Genomic DNA, 16,501 nt, shown 5'->3' with positions numbered 1-16,501 from the left:
GCAGATAACGCGATGTTCAAAGCGAGGGAATCAACGTGGCAAACAGTACAGGATTACAGTTCACGGTAAAGGTCGGTGCATTGCCGGAGAGCACCTTTGCGGTGGTGGATTTTCAGCTCAGCGAGGCGCTGAACCAGCCGTTTGCCCTGTCGCTGAATCTGGCGAGTGCCTTGCCGGATGTCGATTTTGGCGCGGTACTCGACCAGCCCTGTGAGCTGCTGGTGTGGTATGAAGGCGAACTGAAACGCCGGGTCAGCGGGATTATCAGCGCGTTCGCACAGGGCGACACCGGTTTTCGTCGCACCCGCTATCAGGCCGACGTGCGTCCGGCGCTGTGGCGGCTGGGGCTGCGTACCAATGCGCGTATCTTTCAGGCACAGAAGCCGGAAGCAATTATCGGTACGTTGCTGGAAGAGGCGGGTATCACCGATTACGCCTTTGCACTGCGTCACGACCACGCGGTGCGGGAATACTGCGTGCAGTATCGGGAAAGTGATTTGGCGTTTGTCACCCGTCTGGCGGCAGAGGAAGGCCTGTACTTCTTCCATGAGTTTGAAGAAGGCAAACACCGCGTTGTCTTTGCCGATGATGCGGGGGCGCTCAGCAAAGGCCCGGAACTGTTCTTCAACCTTGCGACACAGGGCTTAAGTGAAGGTGAGTATGTGCGTCGTTTCCGCTACGCCGAAGCCGTCAGCACCGCCGAAGTCGCCCTCAAGGATTACAGCTTCAAAACCCCCGCCTATGGGCTGCTGCACAGCAAGATGAGCGGCGAACTGGCGCACCAGCGCGAAAGCTATCAGCACTTTGACTACCCCGGACGCTTCAAGCAAGACCCGAGCGGCAAGGCCTTTACCGGCTACCGACTGGATGCGTTAAGAGCGGGCGCGATGACCGGCTCGGGTGAATCCAATGCCGCCATGCTGATGCCCGGCAGCAGTTTTACCTTAACCGAACACCCTAATCCGGCGCTGAATAGTGGCTGGCAACTGGTGGCCATCACCCACAGCGGGCAACAGCCGCAGGCGCTGGAAGAAGAAAGCGGCGGTGAACCCACTACCTACAGCAACAGCTTCGAGGTGATTAGCGCCAAAAGCACCTGGCGTGCCGACCTGCCGTACAAACCGATGGTCGATGGCCCGCAAATCGCCACCGTGGTCGGCCCCGCAGGCGAGGAAATCTACTGCGACGAATATGGCCGCATCAAACTGCAATTTCCGTGGGACCGCTACGGTTCCAGCGACGACCAGAGTTCGTGCTGGGTACGCGTCAGTCAGGGCTGGGCGGGCGGTCAGTACGGCCTGATAGCCATTCCACGCATCGGCCATGAGGTGATAGTCAGCTTCCTCGAAGGCGACCCGGACCAGCCTATCGTGACGGGCAGAACCTTCCATGCCACCAATCCGTCGCCGTATCCGCTGCCGGCCAACAAGACACGCACCTCACTGCGCACCTCAACACACAAGGGAGCGGGCTTCAACGAACTGCGTTTTGAAGACCAGGCCGGGCAGGAAGAAGTGTTTATCCATGCCCAGAAAGACATGAACACCGTGGTGCTGAACAACCGCAAGACCACCGTCACGGCTGACCATGAGGAAAGCGTGGGCGGTAATCAAACGGTGTCGGTGGTGAAAGATCAGTTAACCAGAGTTCAGGGGCAGCAAGCCTTCGTCATCTCCAGCCATCGTGGCACTGTCGTCGGTGACGCGGAAGTAAAAGGTGAGGCGCACGACAGCCTACAGGTGAAAAACAACATTGCCGTGACGTCTGTCAATGGCAGCATCACGCTGACGGCTGGGGCAAGTTCGCTAACCCTTTCCAACAACGGCGATATCGAACTTAAAGGTGTGAACGTCAATGTCATTGGCAGTTCGCGTATTGATTTGAATAAATAATCTGCCTATCCGCCCCTCTCTTCAATAACGGGGCGTTAGCTAGGATGAAATGAGGCTTGTATTGTGACGACCCACTCTTCTGCTCGCTGCATTTTCACCGAAGGTAGCATCACGCTGCCCGATGGTTACCGCGATCGCACGGTGAACGCCTTCACGCCCAGTCAGGAAGGCGAACCCGCTTTTACGGTTTCACGCGATGTGATGAACGACGGGGAAGTATTGAGCGGCTATATCGACAGGCAGTTGAATCTGATGTCTCAGCATTTTAAAAGCTGGAAAACACAGGCCCGTGAAGCGATTTGGTTAGGCAATAACGTACTGGAGGGTGAACGCCTTCAGGCGAGTTATCTGCGTGATGGTCAACGCATTTGGCAGCAGCAGGCGGTATTCGCAGTAGATAGCGTACAGATTCTGGTTTTCACCCTGTCGAAAACAGCAGCGTTATCTGCTGCCGATGAATCCCGCTTCAACGCCCTGCTCGGGAGCTTTACGTTTAACCAATAACGATAAGGAATATTGTTATGTTTGAAGCCGCGCGCGTTGGCGATGGGATTGGGCATTCCGGTGCTTTAGCAGGCATGATTGCAGGCACCATTGTCGGTGGGTTAATTGCTGCCGTCGGCGGTATTGCTGCCGGTGCCTTATTTACGGCGGGTCTCATCTCCTCTTGCCTGGGTGTCGGCGTGTTATTGATTGGCCTCAGCCTTGCTGTGGGGTGGGCGACTGGGGTGCTGGCAGAAAAAGCCCGTGATGGGATTGCCGAGGCGGGCGCCAGCAGCATGTCGAAAGCCGGAACCATCGAAAAAGGTTCACACAATGTGTTTATCAACGGCAGGAAAGCCGCCATCGCGACCCTGAGCGCGGTCAGTTGTAGTAAAGACGGCCCTTCCATGCAGGTGGCTGAAGGGTCGGCGACGGTGTACATCAATAACCAGCCGGCTTCCCGACTGGGCGATAAAATTAACTGTGGTGCCACCATCACGGAAGGCTCCAGCAATGTCTTCATCGGCGGCGCAGCCAAACCCATGCTGCCTGTTAAACCGGAAGTTCCCGCCTGGCTCTATAAAGTTTCGGATTTAACGTTATTGTTCTCCGGGCTGATTGGTGGGATCGGCGGTGTGACAGGCAAGCTCGGAAAATTGGGAACGCTTTTATCCAAACTTCCCGGTCTCAATAAGCTCCAGCGTATTGCCTGCCGTTTTGGTGTACTGATGACCAGCATCGCCGCCGGAGGGATTATCGCCCGCCCCATCGATATCGTGAGTGGTCAGAAGTTTCTAGCCGATGAGGATGAACTGGATTTTGTCCTGCCCTCCCGTCTGTCCGTGTACTGGCAACGTTACTGGCGCAGCGGTAATCCCGGTGACAGCGTGCTGGGCAAAGGTTGGAGCCTGTTCTGGGAGACGACGCTGACGCGCTATCAGGACGGAATGGTCTGGCGTGCGCCATCGGGTGATCTGGTTTCCTTCCCTTTTGTACCTGTCGGTCATCGTACCTATTGTCCGGCGGAGAAATGCTGGCTGGAGCATCATCAGGATGAGAGCTGGTCGGTGTATGGGCCGGACGGTGAAGTGTCGTATTACACTCCGCTATCTGCTGAGGGAAAGGCGGTGTTGTCGCACATTGCGGAGCCGTGTGGCAACGCTATCCGCTTTATCTGGAATGACGAGGGTATGCTTGGCGCATTAACGGACAGCGCCGGACGACATCTTACCTGCCGTTATCATGATGGCCGACTGGACAGCGTCTGGCTGGATGAATCGACCTGCCTGGTGCACTATACTTACAATACGCAAAGGCAATTGATTACCGTCACCGGGCGGGGCGGTAGCGTGCGCCGCCGTTTTACTTGGAACGATGACGGGCTGATGGCCAGCCATGAAGACGCGAATGGTCTGCTCAGCGAATACCAGTGGCAGGATATAGCCGGTTTGCCTCGCGTGGTGTCCTACCGGAGCAGCGCGGGGGAAGCGCTCACGCTGGAGTATGACTTTGTCGGCAAGCGGCGAATCGCCCGCCGCGAGGATGGCCTCGTCGCGCAGTGGGTGCTGGATGATAATGACCTCGTTATTCACTTTACCGATTATGATGGGCGTCAAACCGAACTGCGTTATGACGAGGGGGAACTGTGTGAGGTCATCCTGCCCGGCGGCGCACGTCGCCAGACGACCTGGGACAGCTATGGCCGCCTGCTCAGTGAAACAGATCCGTTGGGTCGGGAAACCCGCTATCAGTGGTACAGGCTGACGGATAATGTGACTCGGCTCACGTATGCCGACGGCAGCAGTGAACAGAGTCAGTATGACGACCTCAACCGACTGGTGGAGGAAACTGATGCGCTGGGGAACCCGACACAGTATCACTATCCCCACGAACAGGAGAACCTACCGGACTGCGTGACCGATGCGCGTGGCGGTAGTGTGACACTGGCGTGGAATGAACAAGGGCTGCTGACAGCGAGGACGGACTGTTCGGGGCAGTGCAGCACGTTTACGTATGACCGCTTCGGGCAACTGCTGAACACGACCGATGCAGACGGTCACACGACCCGTCGCGAGTGGGATGCCAGCGGGCACCTGACGGCGATTATCTCCCCGGATGGCCGCCGGGAAACGCTGAACTGGAATGCCCGTGGTCAGTTGCAGACGTGGTGTGATGCCCAACGCAGTGAGGTGCACTGGCAGTATAACGAGCTGGGGCAGCCGGTCTGTATGACTGACCGGTTGCGTCGGACGACGCGCTGGCACTACGATGCGCGTGGGCAGGTGTTGCGGCTGGAGAACGGCAACGGTGCCGCATATCGGTTTGGTTATGATGCCGTTGGTCGGCTGGTCCATGAACGGCGGGTCGATGGCATAGAGCTGACCTTCCGCTACGACGACGCAGGTCACCTTTGCCAGCGCTCACAGCGCGGGAGTGCGGCGAATGATGAAGCTATCTCGCACGTTTATCAACACGATGCTGCGGGGCAACGGGTACGCCGGGCACATGCCCACGGGGTTTTCCACTATCAGTACGATGACCGGGGGCAACTGGTTTCACTGAAACGCGAGCCGACGGCTGAAGGTCTCGCGCTGGGACTCACCGCCGATGAGGTCAGACTGACCTATGATGCGGCAGGCAACCTGTCAGGTGAGAGCGGGAGCGAAGGGGATATCACCTATACACGCGATGCGCTAGGGAATATCACGACCCTGTCGTTGCCGGATAATGCCGCCCTGCACTGGCTGCATTACGGCTCCGGGCATGTCAGCGCGGTAAAATTCAATCATCAGGTCGTCAGCGAATTCACCCGCGACCGCCTGCACCGGGAAATCACCCGCACTCAGGGACGACGTGAACAGCGGCGGGACTATGACCCTTCAGGCCGTCTGACCTCACAGCGCAGCGGGCTGTGGGAGGTCGCCGCACCAGAACAGCAGATAGTATCGCGGGCGCTCAGCTATACCGCTGCGGGTGAACTGGCCTCGGTCAGCGACAGCGTGCGGGGGGATGTTCAGTACGATTATGATGCGGAAGGCCGCCTGCTGAAACGGATTGACGTGCACTGGCAGGTGCATCACCGGGCATACGGCTATGATGCCGCAGACAATCTCCAGGATGTCAGCCGTGCTAGCCCCGTCTTCCCGCTGTCTGACAACCGCCTGCTGAACTGGCGTAACCTGTGGAACCAGTATGACAGTCAGGGCAATCTGACGCGGCGGCGTGAAGGGGGGGCGGAGCAGTTTTACCGTTACGACGCGGATAACCGTCTGCTGGAAGCTCGGGGGAGGGGGCCACGAGGCGAGTTTGTGGCGCGCTATGGTTACGATGCGCTGGGCAGACGGACGAGCAAGAGCGTCACCTGGGGGGAAAGTGGTCAGCAGGAAGACACCCGTTTTCTGTGGGAAGGTTTTCGGCTGTTGCAGACCATGCACGCTGACCGGACAGAAAGTTATGTTTATGACCCAAACGTCTGGTGGTCGCCGTTAGCACGTATCACCCGGCGGGGAGGAGAGCACGACGGCGACATCCGCTGGTTCAACACCGACCTGAACGGTGCGCCGCTGGAGATGACGGATGCGGAGGGGGCGGTACGCTGGAGCGGAGATTACGGCACCTTCGGTGCGGTAATCGGACAGACACAGGACAGTGAAGCACTGCGCCACGGCAAGCCAGTGGAATCCCAGCCGCTACGCTACGCCGGGCAATACGCGGATGACGAAACGGGTTTGCATTATAATTTGTTCCGCTATTATGATCCCACCGTAGGCAGGTTTACGACACAGGACCCGATAGGGCTGGCGGGGGGAGAGAACCTTTACCAGTATGCGCCGAATCCGCTGAGTTGGATCGATCCGCTTGGGTTACAAAGAAAATGTTCACAGAGTAATGAACCAAATTGGACTCCTCATGGTTATAAACACGTAGCCCCTAAAAACTCGACATGGAAAGACATTATAAAATCAACAAAATCAGGGCCTGCAAAATATAAACCAGGTACAGATATTGAAGCTCTTGAACGATCTGTCTATAGAAACGGACAATCTGTAACAAATGGCAAACCGTGGAAGGTACAGGATCTTGGAAGTGAGATTGGTGCCAGTGAAGGTAAAGTGAGCCAATGGATAAGGGTTGAAGAAAGTGGTGGAACAATCCACGGTCATCCTATCTCATTAAGTGAGTTTTTGAGGCTAACAAAATGATTAAAATGGACTTATCTATTAAAAGTGGCAATGTTACCTTTGACGATTTTCATATTGATGAGGAACAACCTCTTGAGAATTACCTGGATATTCTAAAAGAGGACATGTTGCAAATAGAGTTTCCGGGAGAATTTATTTTAGATGTTGGATGGAGACCATCTTTTGATATTAAAGGAAGGTTTTTTATTGCCTTGATAAAAAATTATGATTGGGAAAACCCTATTTATCATAGTTCAGCAAAAAACATTGAAGATCTAAAAACCAAAATAAATGAAGCAGTGAAAATAATTTAAAAAATAAGCCGGAAGTGATCCCAACGATCCTTCCGGCTTGTTTATTTATCGGTTAGTGGTTGCTCTCCATCTCCGCCAAATCCAGCCCACCCGGAAAGCGGTTGAGCCAGTGCGTAACGGCGTACTCATCGAACGGCGCAATGCTCAGCGCTTGCAGGTCTTGCCAGAGTGCGCGGATATCCTGCGTGGTAATCACAATGCAGCCGGGCATGATGCGCAGCCTGAGCGGTTGCCCGGTGCTGAATCCGGCTTCCTTCAGCCACTGCCCGGCGATGTTGATGGCCGGGGTGTCGTGGTTGCCCTTGATGGGTCGATAGCCCACACGGGTAAACCGTTCGGCCTGAGAGATTTTAAAAACGGTGGTATCTGGCGTAGAATGCGCGTCAGCCATAGTCAACTCCTTGTTAGTTGCTTGTGGTTAGCGGGGTTGTCGTGTTCGCGCACATCAGCCCCGCGCTAAAAAACTGTTTACATTAGCTGCCCTTCTCCTGGTCAACAGGACGTATCGCCGACTCAACCCGGTGCTTCACAATCACCGCATCAATCAGCTTAATCACTGTCTCCTGCTCTTCCGGCTGGCACTGAGCCAGTGCCTTAAACCGTTCCATTAATCGCGTGTTCCTAATCGGTGTCTGCTCGTCATACGAGCCAAGCAACAGATAATCAATGGTCGTGGTGAACAACTCAGCCAGTTGAATGAGCTTGTCAGCCGGAGGAATATGCATCCCCGACTCATACTTGTTGTACTGGGAAAGCTGCAACCCAATCAGGGCAGCCACTTCCTTCTGTGTCTTGCGTTGCTGGTTACGCAATGCCTTAAGTCGTTGACCAAACGCCCGGCGCTGTTCTTCGGTCTGCATAATCTCGTCTATCACGTCAGCCATCAGGTGCTCCAAGTGTAAGGTGTGTTCTGAAAACGACTTGCTTTACTATCGTAATGCGAATATATAATGTATCGCATGTCGAATCAAAATAAATCTTGACGCATTTTTGTAAGGAACCCGATATGGCACGCATCCCTGAATCCGAGTTGCAGCACCTGAAAGCCGCCGTGCCGTTAGTGGAGGTGGTGCGTTCGCAGGGGCGGCAGGTGTTTAAACGTGGCAAGGACTGGGTGGTGCTGTGCCCGTTCCATCAGGAGAAAACGCCGTCGTGTGTTATCAGCCCGGAGAAGAACCTCTATCACTGCTTCGGCTGTGATGCAGGCGGCTCGGTGCTGGACTGGGTGATGAAAACGGAGGGCTTAAGCCTGCACCGGGCAGTTGACCGCCTGCGCGGTGAACTGGGTAGCGTGCCAGCGGCTGAGCCGTTGCCGCCTGTTACGGATATCGCTAATGAACAGGAGCGGCAGGCGTTACTGCTTCGTGTAACGGAGTTCTATCACCACACGCTGCTGAACGCGCCGGAAGCTATTGCTTATCTGGAAAAGCGCCGCCTCAATCATCCTGAGTTAGTGGCGCAGTTCCGCTTAGGGTTCGCCAACCGCACGCTGGCGTACCGTCTGCCCGCGAAGAAGCTCAAAGACGGCGCAGCGGTCAGAGGTCAGTTGCAGGCGCTGGGTATCATGCGCGAGAGTGGCCATGAACATCTGGCGGGGTCAATCGTGGTGCCGGTTATCGATATGAACGGTCAGGTTCGTGAACTGTACGGGCGCAAGGTGGGAGACAGGTTGCGTGCCGGAACACCGAACCATCTGTATCTGCCGGGCGCACACGGCGGGGTGTGGAACGAGCAGACGTTAGTGGCGAGTAAGTCGGTCATTTTATGTGAATCCCTTATTGATGCGATGTCGTTCTGGGTGGCGGGCTATCGTAACGTAACAGCGGCGTATGGGGTCAACGGCTTCACCTCTGAGATGCGACAAGCCCTTATCCGCCACGGCGTGAAACAGGTGCTTATCGCCTTCGATAACGACGCGGCGGGGGATGAAGGTGCGGTGAAACTGGCCGCCTCTCTGGTTCGTGATGGTATTACCCCGTTCCGGGTGGTGTTCCCGGCGGGGATGGATGCGAATGAGTACCTGTGCAAGGTATCGGAGCCAGAGCGGGCGTTCTGTGCGGTGGTAGAAGGCGCGATGGCGATGGGGGATGCGGTCAGGGTTGAAGTTGAACCTGTGTCTGACTCTGTTCCTGAGCCACAACGAAAAGCCGTGCCGCAACCTGAATCCTCACCTCAACCCGCCTCTTCCTTAGCTGCCGGGGTTGTGGTTGAAGCGCTGGCGAACGGTGAGGTTGATATCACGCTGTCCGGCCAGCAGTGGCGCCTCCGTGGGCTGGCGTCGGTAAAGGTGGGCAGCGGCGTGATGAAGGTGAATGCGCAGGTACTGGACACCGAAAGTGGCGTGGTGTTCGCCGACAGCGTGGACATGATGAGTGCGCGGAGCCGTGCGGGGTATGCGCGGTTAGCGGCATCGGAGTTAGGACTGGGTGAAAGCGATATCAAGCGCAGTCTGGGTCGTGTGCTGCTGTCACTGGAAAATCATCTGAGCCAGCCTGAAACAAACGGTGAAGCCACACCGGATATGGCCGATGAACAGCGGGATGAAGCACTGGCGCTGCTGAAAGACCCGAACCTGGTTATCCGGCTGACGGATGACCTTGCCGCCTGTGGCGTGGTCGGCGAATCGACCAACTTAGTGGCGGGTTATCTGGCGGCGGCGTCGCGCAAGCTGGACAGGCCGTTAGCGGTGCTCATCCAGAGCAGTTCGGCGGCAGGCAAATCCAGCCTGATGGACGCTGTTCTTAATCTTATCCCGCCGGAAGAGCGCTTGCAGTACAGCGCGATGACAGGCCAGAGCCTGTTCTATCTGGGCGAAACGAACCTGCAACACAAGATACTGGCGATAGCGGAAGAGGAAGGCGTGCGGCAGGCGGCGTATGCGCTCAAGCTGTTGCAGAGTGACGGCGAGTTAACGATAGCCTCAACGGGTAAGGATGATGCCACGGGAAACCTTGTCACCAAACAGTACACGGTCAAAGGCCCGGTGATGCTGATGTTAACCACCACGGCCATCGACGTGGACGAAGAGCTGCTGAACCGTTGCCTGGTGCTGACCGTCAACGAGAGCCGCGAACAGACCGAAGCGATACATGTTCAGCAGCGTAAGGCGCAGACGCTGGAAGGGTTGCTGATGGAGAACGAAAAAGGCTATCTGACTGAACTGCACCAGAACGCCCAGCGGCTGTTACGCCCGCTTAAGGTGGTCAATCCGTTCGCCTCACAGCTTACGTTCCTGAGTGATAAAACCCGCACCCGCCGCGACCATATGAAGTACCTGACGTTGATACAAAGCATCGCCCTGCTGCACCAGTACCAGCGGGAGGTGAAGCAGGTTGAGCATCGCGGCACGGTCATTGAGTATATCGAGGTCGAGCGCTCCGATATCGTGCTGGCCAACAAGCTGGCCCATGAAATCCTTGGCCGCACGCTGGATGAGATGCCGCCGCAGACGCGGAAGCTGTTGCTGCTGATACAAGGGATGGTGAATCAGTTAGCACACACGCAGAGCCGGAAACCGGGCGAGGTACGCTTTACCCGGCGGGATATCCGCGATGCGACGCAGTGGAGTGATAACCAGTTGAAAGTCCACTGTCTGCGGCTGGTCGAAATGGAATACCTGCTGGTTCATGGCGGTAGCCGTGGGCATCTGTTGCAGTATGAACTGCTGTGGGATGGGAACGGGAATGGTGACAGTACACACCTGTGCGGTCTTATCGATCCGCCAGAAAACGATACAGGCAAACAGTACGACTCGCGCAAGTTGGGGGTTAAGGAGAGCAAGCTGGCCTCAAGTTGCCCCCAAGTTGGTGCCAAGTTGGAGGAAGGGAAATCCCGTCAGGCCATGCCGGATAAGGGTTCATCAGCCGCAAGTGGCGATAAGGCAAAAAGCACTGTTCCGGCAAAGAGAAATAAACGCATCACATCGTAGTTCCCTTCCTCTCACTTCGCAGGACGCGCCGCCATGACCCGACCCAATCCTCCCAGCCCGGAAGCCCTTTACCTTAGCCGCCAGACGCAGACGTTACGCCAGCATACGGAAGGCTATCTTGACCACCTGAGCACGGCGGGTTACAGCGCCCGGACAGCCGAGAGCTACCGTGAACGGCTGTTGCCGTTCGTGGCATGGTGTGAAGACAGAGGGGTGTTGTATGCGCCACAGGTGAGCCTGTCGGTGCTGGAAGGGTATCAGCGCTGGCTGAGAAGCTACCGCAAGGCAGACGGTAAAGCGTTAACGGCGGGCAGTCAGCTAAACCGCCTGACGGGTATCAGGATGCTGTTGCGCTGGCTGCTGAAGCGTCACCTCATCCTGTATAACCCGGCGGAGATGCTGACGTTACCGAAGGAAGAGAAACGCCTTCCGGCACAGGTACTGAGCGTGGAGGAAACCGGCGGCGTGTTGCAGTCGGTGGAGAGCGGGACGGTTATCGGGCTGCGTAATCGGGTGATACTGGAAGTGCTGTGGAGCAGCGGGATACGCAGAGCCGAAGCGGCGAGCCTGATGCTGGGCGATATCGACCTGAGCCGGGGCGTAATGGTGGTGCGTCAGGGCAAGGGCAATAAAGACCGGGTGGTGCCGCTGGGTGAACGGGCGTGTCAGTGGTTAACCCGCTACCTGAACCATGCGCGGCCGGAACTGGCAAAGCGCTATGACAGCGGTCATCTGTTTATCAGCCACAAAGGCACGGGGCTGTCCCGCACCACGCTGACCCAGATGGCGGGCAAGGCTATCCGGGAAACGGGACACCTTGATAAACCGGGAGCCTGCCACCTGTTCCGGCACAGTATGGCGACGCAGATGCTGGAGAACGGCGCCGATACGCGGCACATACAAGCCATCTTAGGGCACGAGAAGCTGGAAACCACGCAGATATACACCAGAGTGGCTATCGGTCACTTGCAGAAGGTGCATGAACAGACGCACCCGGCAGAGCGGAAAGTGAAGAAGAGGAAAAAACAGGAAAAGTAGCGTAAGATGACAACACAAATGACACCACGGGAGACGGTAATGGGCACTATCCACTTCAGAATCGATGAGGAAATCAAACGGCTGGCGATGCAGGCCGCTGAACGTCAACAGGTCAGTCTGACGGAGTTGATGCGTCAGCGGGCAGAAGAACTGGCTGAAGAAGAACGACAGCATCAGCGTAACGCCAGTGATGAATGGCTTGAAGCTCAGGTGCGGGAAGCGTTCTCTCATTATGATGCAGGAGAAAGTGAGTTCATCAGCAATGAGGATGCGAGTCAGCGGATGGATGAACTGAAAGCACGGGCGGCGAGAGGTGAGTTGTGACAGCCAGAGTGCGTTGGGAAAAACGGGCGCTGGCAGACCGTGAAGGCATTTACCGTTACCTGTATAAAGAGGCCGGGCTGGATGTAGCGAATGGGGCGGATGATAAGTTCGAGTCAGCGGTATCACTGCTGGAAGTTACGCCGGAAGCAGGGATAGATATAGGTAAGTCAGGGGAGAGAAGAAAACTGGTACTGACAAAGTTCCCGTTCATCATTGTCTACGCGTTGAAACGAAAGATAAATGAAGTACATATCCTGCGGATATTACACACCTCGCGCAAGGTATCAGCAAAATACCAGACACAGTAAAAAGTAGCTCACTCCCTTCAGGCCAGTGGTACGGTGCCGGGCAGAAAGCCCTCGTCCCTGCGGGCTTACTGCCTTGGTCAGCTAAGGTGCTCCGGCGGTAAATGTCGCCCGGCCAGCGCTTACCTCAGTTGTTCTCTGCAACAATCGTTGCTGGCCGAACGTCATTCAACATAATGTGGCATTACGCGAAAGCCGCTGAACGCGGCCCACGCGTAACACACATTATGTCGGCGCCGTCTAGCGCAAGGGCGCGCTGCGGTCTTCCTCAGCAATGGTGTGCGGCTGGCCGCCGGGGTTCGGCTCTTGGGTAAGGTGTGGCGCACAGCTCGCCTGCTCGCTCTGCTACGAACCTCAGCGTGCTTCCCTGGCTCTGACGGTGTGGCCGCCTTCCCTGGCGGCGCAGGCTCCGGCGTCAGCCATCAGCAAACATCAACGTCAACAGAAAAGGGGTTGTCGGCCTGACGGCCTCCGCTTAACGGCTTTACCTCGCCCCCGCCCCAACCCTGCTGCACTGGCTGCGCCCGGCTCGCAGTCGCAGGCTCCTTGCTCGTTCCCGTGCTCGCCATCTCCGCCCCGTGCGGCCCCCGCCGGGGGCCTCCCTGTTCACTCGTTTACCTGCGGGCTTCGCCAGCCCGCACCCGGCAGACGCTTCGCCGTCCCACAGCAAGCTGCGGAACGGCTCGCGCCGCGCTAAACCCCGGTTCATTAACACAACGACTAATGGCAGCGGCTGCCGCCGCTGCTATGATGTGGCTTAGGCAGGCAGGGAAGTCACAGCATGGCGGTAGCGTGTCCGGGGGTAAAGTGCGCGTCGGGTTTTTCGGGTTAAGGCAGTGTTAAACAGGCCGAAAACGCCTCTTAAAAAGCACGTTGCTTCAATGGGTTAAGTGCGCTAAAAAGTACGACCGTGTCAGGATCGTCCCTATGACCCGATAGGGCTGGCGGGGGGAAGTAACCTTTACCAGTATGCGCCGAATCCCCTCAGTTGGATTGATCCACTTGGATTAAGTTCTTGCTCATCTAATAAAGGATTTAATAAAAGAGATAGAATTACCAGTCGTTGGACTGACCGTTTGACAGGGAAAAAACCTGCGGATGTTCATGATTATTTAACGTCGAAAGGCTGGAAAGCAACACACCCACAATCTAAAAATAAAAATGCTATCCAACATACAGTTTATGTTAAAACTACTAAGTCAGGCACAACATATAAACTAGATTATCATCCAGGAGGTTCTGCTTCGCAGCCAAATATTCATGGTAATGATTATTGGAAAGTCTATAAGTCTACGGGGAAATCGCCTGATGAAGTTTTGGGTCGAATTGGCCACGGTGAGTTCAAAAATTATGATCTTATCAATGACTCTCCTGTTTATGTTAACGGCGTGCTAATGAATGGTGGGCTATAAATGATTGATGTTAGTGCGAATATTATAAGTTATATTTCATTGGGAAATATTGAGATCGGTCGTTCTGTTGATTTTTATTATTCTGAAATATATGGAAATTTTGATGTGTCAGTAAAAGAATACATGATTCCATTCCCATCAAACGAAAAAATGTATGGTTATTCATTAAATGATGACATATTGATGTTTTCCACTACAAATGATGGGGTGATAGTGTCTGTAGGGTGCAATGAAAATTATAAAGGAAAATATAAGGATAAATTATATCCCGGTATAACTATGAAGGAATTACTTGATTTAACCAAAAGTCAAAGAATACTCAATGGCACCCTTATTATTGATGAAGATTATGGTTTGTCTTTTACGTTACCATCGCCTTACGACGAAATCGCAGATTATATAGAACACATTCCTCTTGACCTAAAGTTGAATGAAATCTATGTATCTGATAATTCCTTTTGGGCACCCAAAAAATAACCAAATAAAAACCAGAAGTGATCCCAACGATCCTTCCGGATTATTATCTGCTGCTCAGTTACGGTTATTTACTGCTTACTTATTCCCCACCACATCCAGCCCACCCGGAAAGCGGTTAAGCCAGTGCGTAACGGCGTATTCATCGAACGGGGCAATACTCAGCGCTTGCAGGTTGCCCCACAGTTCACGGATATCCTGCCCGGTAGAAGATCCCGCGTCCTTCAGCCACTCTCCGTGTTGTGTCGGGCGCAGCCCATTCGCCAGCCTGAAGATTGAGCGTCAGCGGGGCGAAATTGTCCAACCAGTGTGTAACCACGCTGGCCAGTGCGGCGTAGGCGAGGGCAATCGACACCAGATAGTAACAATATTGACGGGGGAAGAGAGTCTGAGTAAGGAGAGGCCGCGGCACGCCGCGCAGAGTGAGCAGGATGGGATGGCACCACGTCCGATAACTGTTTCGGACGTGGTGCTGTCAGCGTCGGAAGACGTTGGTCAAATGCCAGACCATAGGGTTATTTAATCGCCTGAGCAGGAACCTGTGCGGCGCTGTTAAAGCTGATTTCGTTGATCGCGCTCCACTTGTTCACATCGGTGCCAAACGTATCCAGCTTGAAGAATTTCGCTTTAACGGCAGGAAAGGTGAATTTCTCGCCGTCTTTGGCATTATTGGATGTCACCAGATTGTCAGCCAGTTTTTGCCAGGTTTTCCCATCGGTGGAGTAGGACACGGAGAACTTCAGTTTGCGCTCATCCGCTTTGAAGGGAACAAGAACAAAGTTCTCAACCGATTGTTCTTTATCCAGTTCTAATTGAACCCAGCTTTCACCATTGGCCGCCCAGCGCGTTTTGACGTCACCATCGGCAATGTTGGCCGGTTTGTGGCCTTTGTCTGAATCATAAGCGGAGGCGGTCACCGCCGTCACTTGTACCGCGTAAGCGGAAAGCGAGAACAAACCGCACAGAAGTGTCGTAGCCAGAGTGTATTTTTTCATATTATTCCTCGTAGATAATGGATAAACCATGACATGCCTGCAAAGCAGAAACATAAAATGGAACCTGATTGTGATAAAAAAGAAACGAGGTTTTATTTGCGGCGATCACGTTGCGGGGATTTTTCTGTCAGGAAAAAAGGTACAGCGGGACGGGGCGCACATTATGGCACCCACCTGACGATGAGTGCCTTAGGTAAACAGATTAGCCGAGCGGTAAGGCCATAAGAATGGCGTCTTCTCTACCTTGAGCCGTAGGATAATAATCGCGGCGTATGGACACTTCGTTAAAGCCCAGACTTTCATACAGCGCGATGGCGCGTGCGTTTGACTCACGGACTTCCAGCCACAGCGTCAGAATACCGCGTCGCTCCATTGCGTCGATCAGGTGTTCCAATAGCTGACGACCGAACCCCTGACGCTGATGATCGGGGTGTACCGCGATATTGAACAACGTTGCTTCATCCAGCACCACTTGGGTGATGGCGTAAGCGGCAAGCTGCCCGTCATGTTCCAGTTTCAGGTTGAAATAACGATCCCCCTGATTGCTGACAAACGTTTTTTCCGTCCAGGGAAAGGCGTGGCTGGCTTGTTCAATGTTAAAGGCTTGCGCCAGATCGGCTGGCGTCAGGGAAGATATCGTGTTCATGTTCACAGATCTGCTGCCATAACGCCCGTTTGGCGTCGGCATTTTGATAAAGTTCGGAAAGCTGAGGGCTGGAAAGCTGCACGCCCTGTAGCGCAATCGGCTCCGCAATACCTAATCGCCAGCTATGGCAACGTGCGTCGGCGGGCAACATCTCTATCTGCTGCGGCGTCAGACGATAGGCTTGCGCAGGCGTCAACGCCAGACTGCGCAGGACATCCGCCAGCAGCGGTTCATCATCGGCCAGCGACTCGGCGGAGACGATCACCAGACGAACCTGATCGGGCAGACTGACGGCGATTTCGCCTTGCAGCACTGTCGGGCGACGCAGCGTCCACTGCGTGATTCCCAGTTGCTGTAGCAGCCTGTCACGTCTTGATTCCATACGTTGTCCTGTCCGGCGGGCGAGAAAATGCGTCGTGCCTATGCTAACAAACCCTGTCAGGCTGCGCCAACGTCGATGCGGTTATTTCCTCTCCGCTCTGCAACTTCGGGGGCGAAGCGTATATAAT

17 protein-coding genes and 1 pseudogene are annotated in these 16,501 nt (G+C 55.0%); 11 read left to right on the top strand and 7 right to left on the bottom strand.

Annotated features, from left to right (window positions below; translation table 11 throughout):
* The first annotated feature begins 35 nt into the window (after nt 1-35).
* The 4 genes from tssI (at nt 36) to OI69_RS02710 (ending at nt 6,870) form a co-directional block, all read left to right on the top strand.
* Complete coding sequence (tssI, locus tag OI69_RS02725) at nt 36-1,892, top strand: type VI secretion system Vgr family protein (protein ID WP_039345829.1); 1,857 nt, start codon at nt 36-38, stop codon at nt 1,890-1,892.
* Nucleotides 1,893-1,955: 63 nt separating this feature from the next.
* Entirely contained in the window at nt 1,956-2,396 is a 441-nt protein-coding gene (locus OI69_RS02720; RefSeq protein WP_039345826.1) for a DcrB-related protein, read from the top strand.
* 17 nt (nt 2,397-2,413) lie between these two features.
* Entirely contained in the window at nt 2,414-6,577 is a 4,164-nt protein-coding gene (locus tag OI69_RS02715; protein ID WP_235319648.1) for an RHS repeat-associated core domain-containing protein, read from the top strand.
* On the top strand, nt 6,574-6,870 hold the full coding sequence (locus tag OI69_RS02710) for a hypothetical protein (RefSeq protein ID WP_039345823.1): 297 nt from the start codon (nt 6,574-6,576) through the stop codon (nt 6,868-6,870). Before OI69_RS02715 ends, OI69_RS02710 begins: the two co-directional genes overlap by 4 nt.
* Before the next feature lie 52 nt (nt 6,871-6,922).
* Here OI69_RS02710 and OI69_RS02705 read toward each other — a convergent pair whose 3' ends face one another.
* Both OI69_RS02705 and OI69_RS02700 read right to left on the bottom strand, forming a co-directional pair.
* Entirely contained in the window at nt 6,923-7,261 is a 339-nt protein-coding gene (locus OI69_RS02705) for a SymE family type I addiction module toxin (protein ID WP_039345820.1), read from the bottom strand.
* An 82-nt stretch (nt 7,262-7,343) separates the two neighbouring features.
* Nucleotides 7,344-7,754, bottom strand: a complete 411-nt coding sequence (locus tag OI69_RS02700; RefSeq protein ID WP_039345817.1) for a helix-turn-helix domain-containing protein — start codon at nt 7,752-7,754, stop codon at nt 7,344-7,346.
* 122 nt (nt 7,755-7,876) lie between these two features.
* Here OI69_RS02700 and OI69_RS02695 point away from each other — a divergent pair, with 122 nt between their 5' ends.
* From OI69_RS02695 to OI69_RS02680, 4 genes are read left to right on the top strand one after another with little or no spacing between them, the layout of a single operon-like run.
* The gene (locus OI69_RS02695; RefSeq protein ID WP_039345814.1) at nt 7,877-10,798 is read left to right on the top strand and encodes a DNA primase; all 2,922 of its coding nucleotides are present in this window, start codon (nt 7,877-7,879) and stop codon (nt 10,796-10,798) included.
* 33 nt (nt 10,799-10,831) lie between these two features.
* Nucleotides 10,832-11,836, top strand: coding sequence for a site-specific tyrosine recombinase XerC (xerC, locus tag OI69_RS02690; protein ID WP_039345811.1), 1,005 nt, complete (start codon nt 10,832-10,834; stop codon nt 11,834-11,836).
* Nucleotides 11,837-11,875: 39 nt separating this feature from the next.
* The gene (locus OI69_RS02685) at nt 11,876-12,160 is read left to right on the top strand and encodes a damage-inducible protein J (protein WP_039345808.1); all 285 of its coding nucleotides are present in this window, start codon (nt 11,876-11,878) and stop codon (nt 12,158-12,160) included.
* Entirely contained in the window at nt 12,157-12,468 is a 312-nt protein-coding gene (locus tag OI69_RS02680; RefSeq protein ID WP_039345806.1) for a type II toxin-antitoxin system RelE/ParE family toxin, read from the top strand. The genes OI69_RS02685 and OI69_RS02680 overlap by 4 nt, the downstream gene beginning before the upstream one ends.
* A gap of 419 nt (nt 12,469-12,887) precedes the next feature.
* Here the strand turns inward: OI69_RS02680 and OI69_RS19770 are convergent, their stop codons facing one another.
* Nucleotides 12,888-13,034, bottom strand: coding sequence for a hypothetical protein (locus OI69_RS19770; protein WP_154715512.1), 147 nt, complete (start codon nt 13,032-13,034; stop codon nt 12,888-12,890).
* Nucleotides 13,035-13,394: 360 nt separating this feature from the next.
* Here OI69_RS19770 and OI69_RS20390 point away from each other — a divergent pair.
* The 3 genes and pseudogenes from OI69_RS20390 to OI69_RS02675 form a co-directional block, all read left to right on the top strand.
* Nucleotides 13,395-13,485: pseudogene (locus OI69_RS20390) on the top strand (RHS repeat-associated core domain-containing protein); the annotation flags it as partial.
* 56 nt (nt 13,486-13,541) lie between these two features.
* Complete coding sequence (locus tag OI69_RS19015) at nt 13,542-13,877, top strand: hypothetical protein (protein ID WP_235319647.1); 336 nt, start codon at nt 13,542-13,544, stop codon at nt 13,875-13,877.
* Nucleotides 13,878-14,354 carry a hypothetical protein gene (locus tag OI69_RS02675; protein WP_039345803.1) on the top strand — a complete coding sequence of 159 codons (477 nt, stop codon included), beginning with the start codon at nt 13,878-13,880 and terminating at the stop codon, nt 14,352-14,354.
* 184 nt (nt 14,355-14,538) lie between these two features.
* Here OI69_RS02675 and OI69_RS19765 read toward each other — a convergent pair whose 3' ends face one another.
* The 4 genes from OI69_RS19765 to OI69_RS02660 all read right to left on the bottom strand — a co-directional run bounded on the left by OI69_RS19765 (nt 14,539) and on the right by OI69_RS02660 (nt 16,374).
* Nucleotides 14,539-14,706 (bottom strand): hypothetical protein, encoded by a 168-nt coding sequence (locus OI69_RS19765; protein WP_154715511.1) that lies wholly within the window; start codon nt 14,704-14,706, stop codon nt 14,539-14,541.
* A 160-nt stretch (nt 14,707-14,866) separates the two neighbouring features.
* The gene (locus OI69_RS02670) at nt 14,867-15,346 is read right to left on the bottom strand and encodes a discoidin domain-containing protein (RefSeq protein ID WP_010279759.1); all 480 of its coding nucleotides are present in this window, start codon (nt 15,344-15,346) and stop codon (nt 14,867-14,869) included.
* A gap of 202 nt (nt 15,347-15,548) precedes the next feature.
* Complete coding sequence (gene rimI, locus OI69_RS02665; RefSeq protein ID WP_039345800.1) at nt 15,549-15,992, bottom strand: ribosomal protein S18-alanine N-acetyltransferase; 444 nt, start codon at nt 15,990-15,992, stop codon at nt 15,549-15,551.
* A complete protein-coding gene (locus tag OI69_RS02660; protein WP_039345797.1) occupies nt 15,943-16,374 on the bottom strand; it encodes a DNA polymerase III subunit psi in 432 nt (143 codons plus the stop codon). The genes rimI and OI69_RS02660 overlap by 50 nt, the downstream gene beginning before the upstream one ends.
* Nucleotides 16,375-16,501 lie beyond the last annotated feature (127 nt).

The organism is Pectobacterium fontis (genome assembly GCF_000803215.1).
In the GTDB taxonomy this organism is placed as follows: domain Bacteria; phylum Pseudomonadota; class Gammaproteobacteria; order Enterobacterales; family Enterobacteriaceae; genus Pectobacterium; species Pectobacterium fontis.
This window is presented reverse-complemented; position numbering and strand designations above follow the sequence as displayed.

What these genes read in the sequence shown, in the direction of transcription:
- OI69_RS02700 (WP_039345817.1), bottom strand. Translation starts at nt 7,754, where the DNA reads ATGGCTGACGTGATAGACGAGATTATGCAGACCGAAGAACAGCGCCGG.
- OI69_RS02685 (WP_039345808.1), top strand. Translation starts at nt 11,876, where the DNA reads ATGGGCACTATCCACTTCAGAATCGATGAGGAAATCAAACGGCTGGCG.
- OI69_RS02670 (WP_010279759.1), bottom strand. Translation starts at nt 15,346, where the DNA reads ATGAAAAAATACACTCTGGCTACGACACTTCTGTGCGGTTTGTTCTCG.
- OI69_RS02695 (WP_039345814.1), top strand. Translation starts at nt 7,877, where the DNA reads ATGGCACGCATCCCTGAATCCGAGTTGCAGCACCTGAAAGCCGCCGTG.
- OI69_RS02660 (WP_039345797.1), bottom strand. Translation starts at nt 16,374, where the DNA reads ATGGAATCAAGACGTGACAGGCTGCTACAGCAACTGGGAATCACGCAG.
- rimI (WP_039345800.1), bottom strand. Translation starts at nt 15,992, where the DNA reads ATGAACACGATATCTTCCCTGACGCCAGCCGATCTGGCGCAAGCCTTT.
- OI69_RS02715 (WP_235319648.1), top strand. Translation starts at nt 2,414, where the DNA reads ATGTTTGAAGCCGCGCGCGTTGGCGATGGGATTGGGCATTCCGGTGCT.
- OI69_RS19770 (WP_154715512.1), bottom strand. Translation starts at nt 13,034, where the DNA reads ATGGCGAGCACGGGAACGAGCAAGGAGCCTGCGACTGCGAGCCGGGCG.
- OI69_RS02710 (WP_039345823.1), top strand. Translation starts at nt 6,574, where the DNA reads ATGATTAAAATGGACTTATCTATTAAAAGTGGCAATGTTACCTTTGAC.
- OI69_RS02705 (WP_039345820.1), bottom strand. Translation starts at nt 7,261, where the DNA reads ATGGCTGACGCGCATTCTACGCCAGATACCACCGTTTTTAAAATCTCT.
- OI69_RS02675 (WP_039345803.1), top strand. Translation starts at nt 13,878, where the DNA reads ATGATTGATGTTAGTGCGAATATTATAAGTTATATTTCATTGGGAAAT.
- xerC (WP_039345811.1), top strand. Translation starts at nt 10,832, where the DNA reads ATGACCCGACCCAATCCTCCCAGCCCGGAAGCCCTTTACCTTAGCCGC.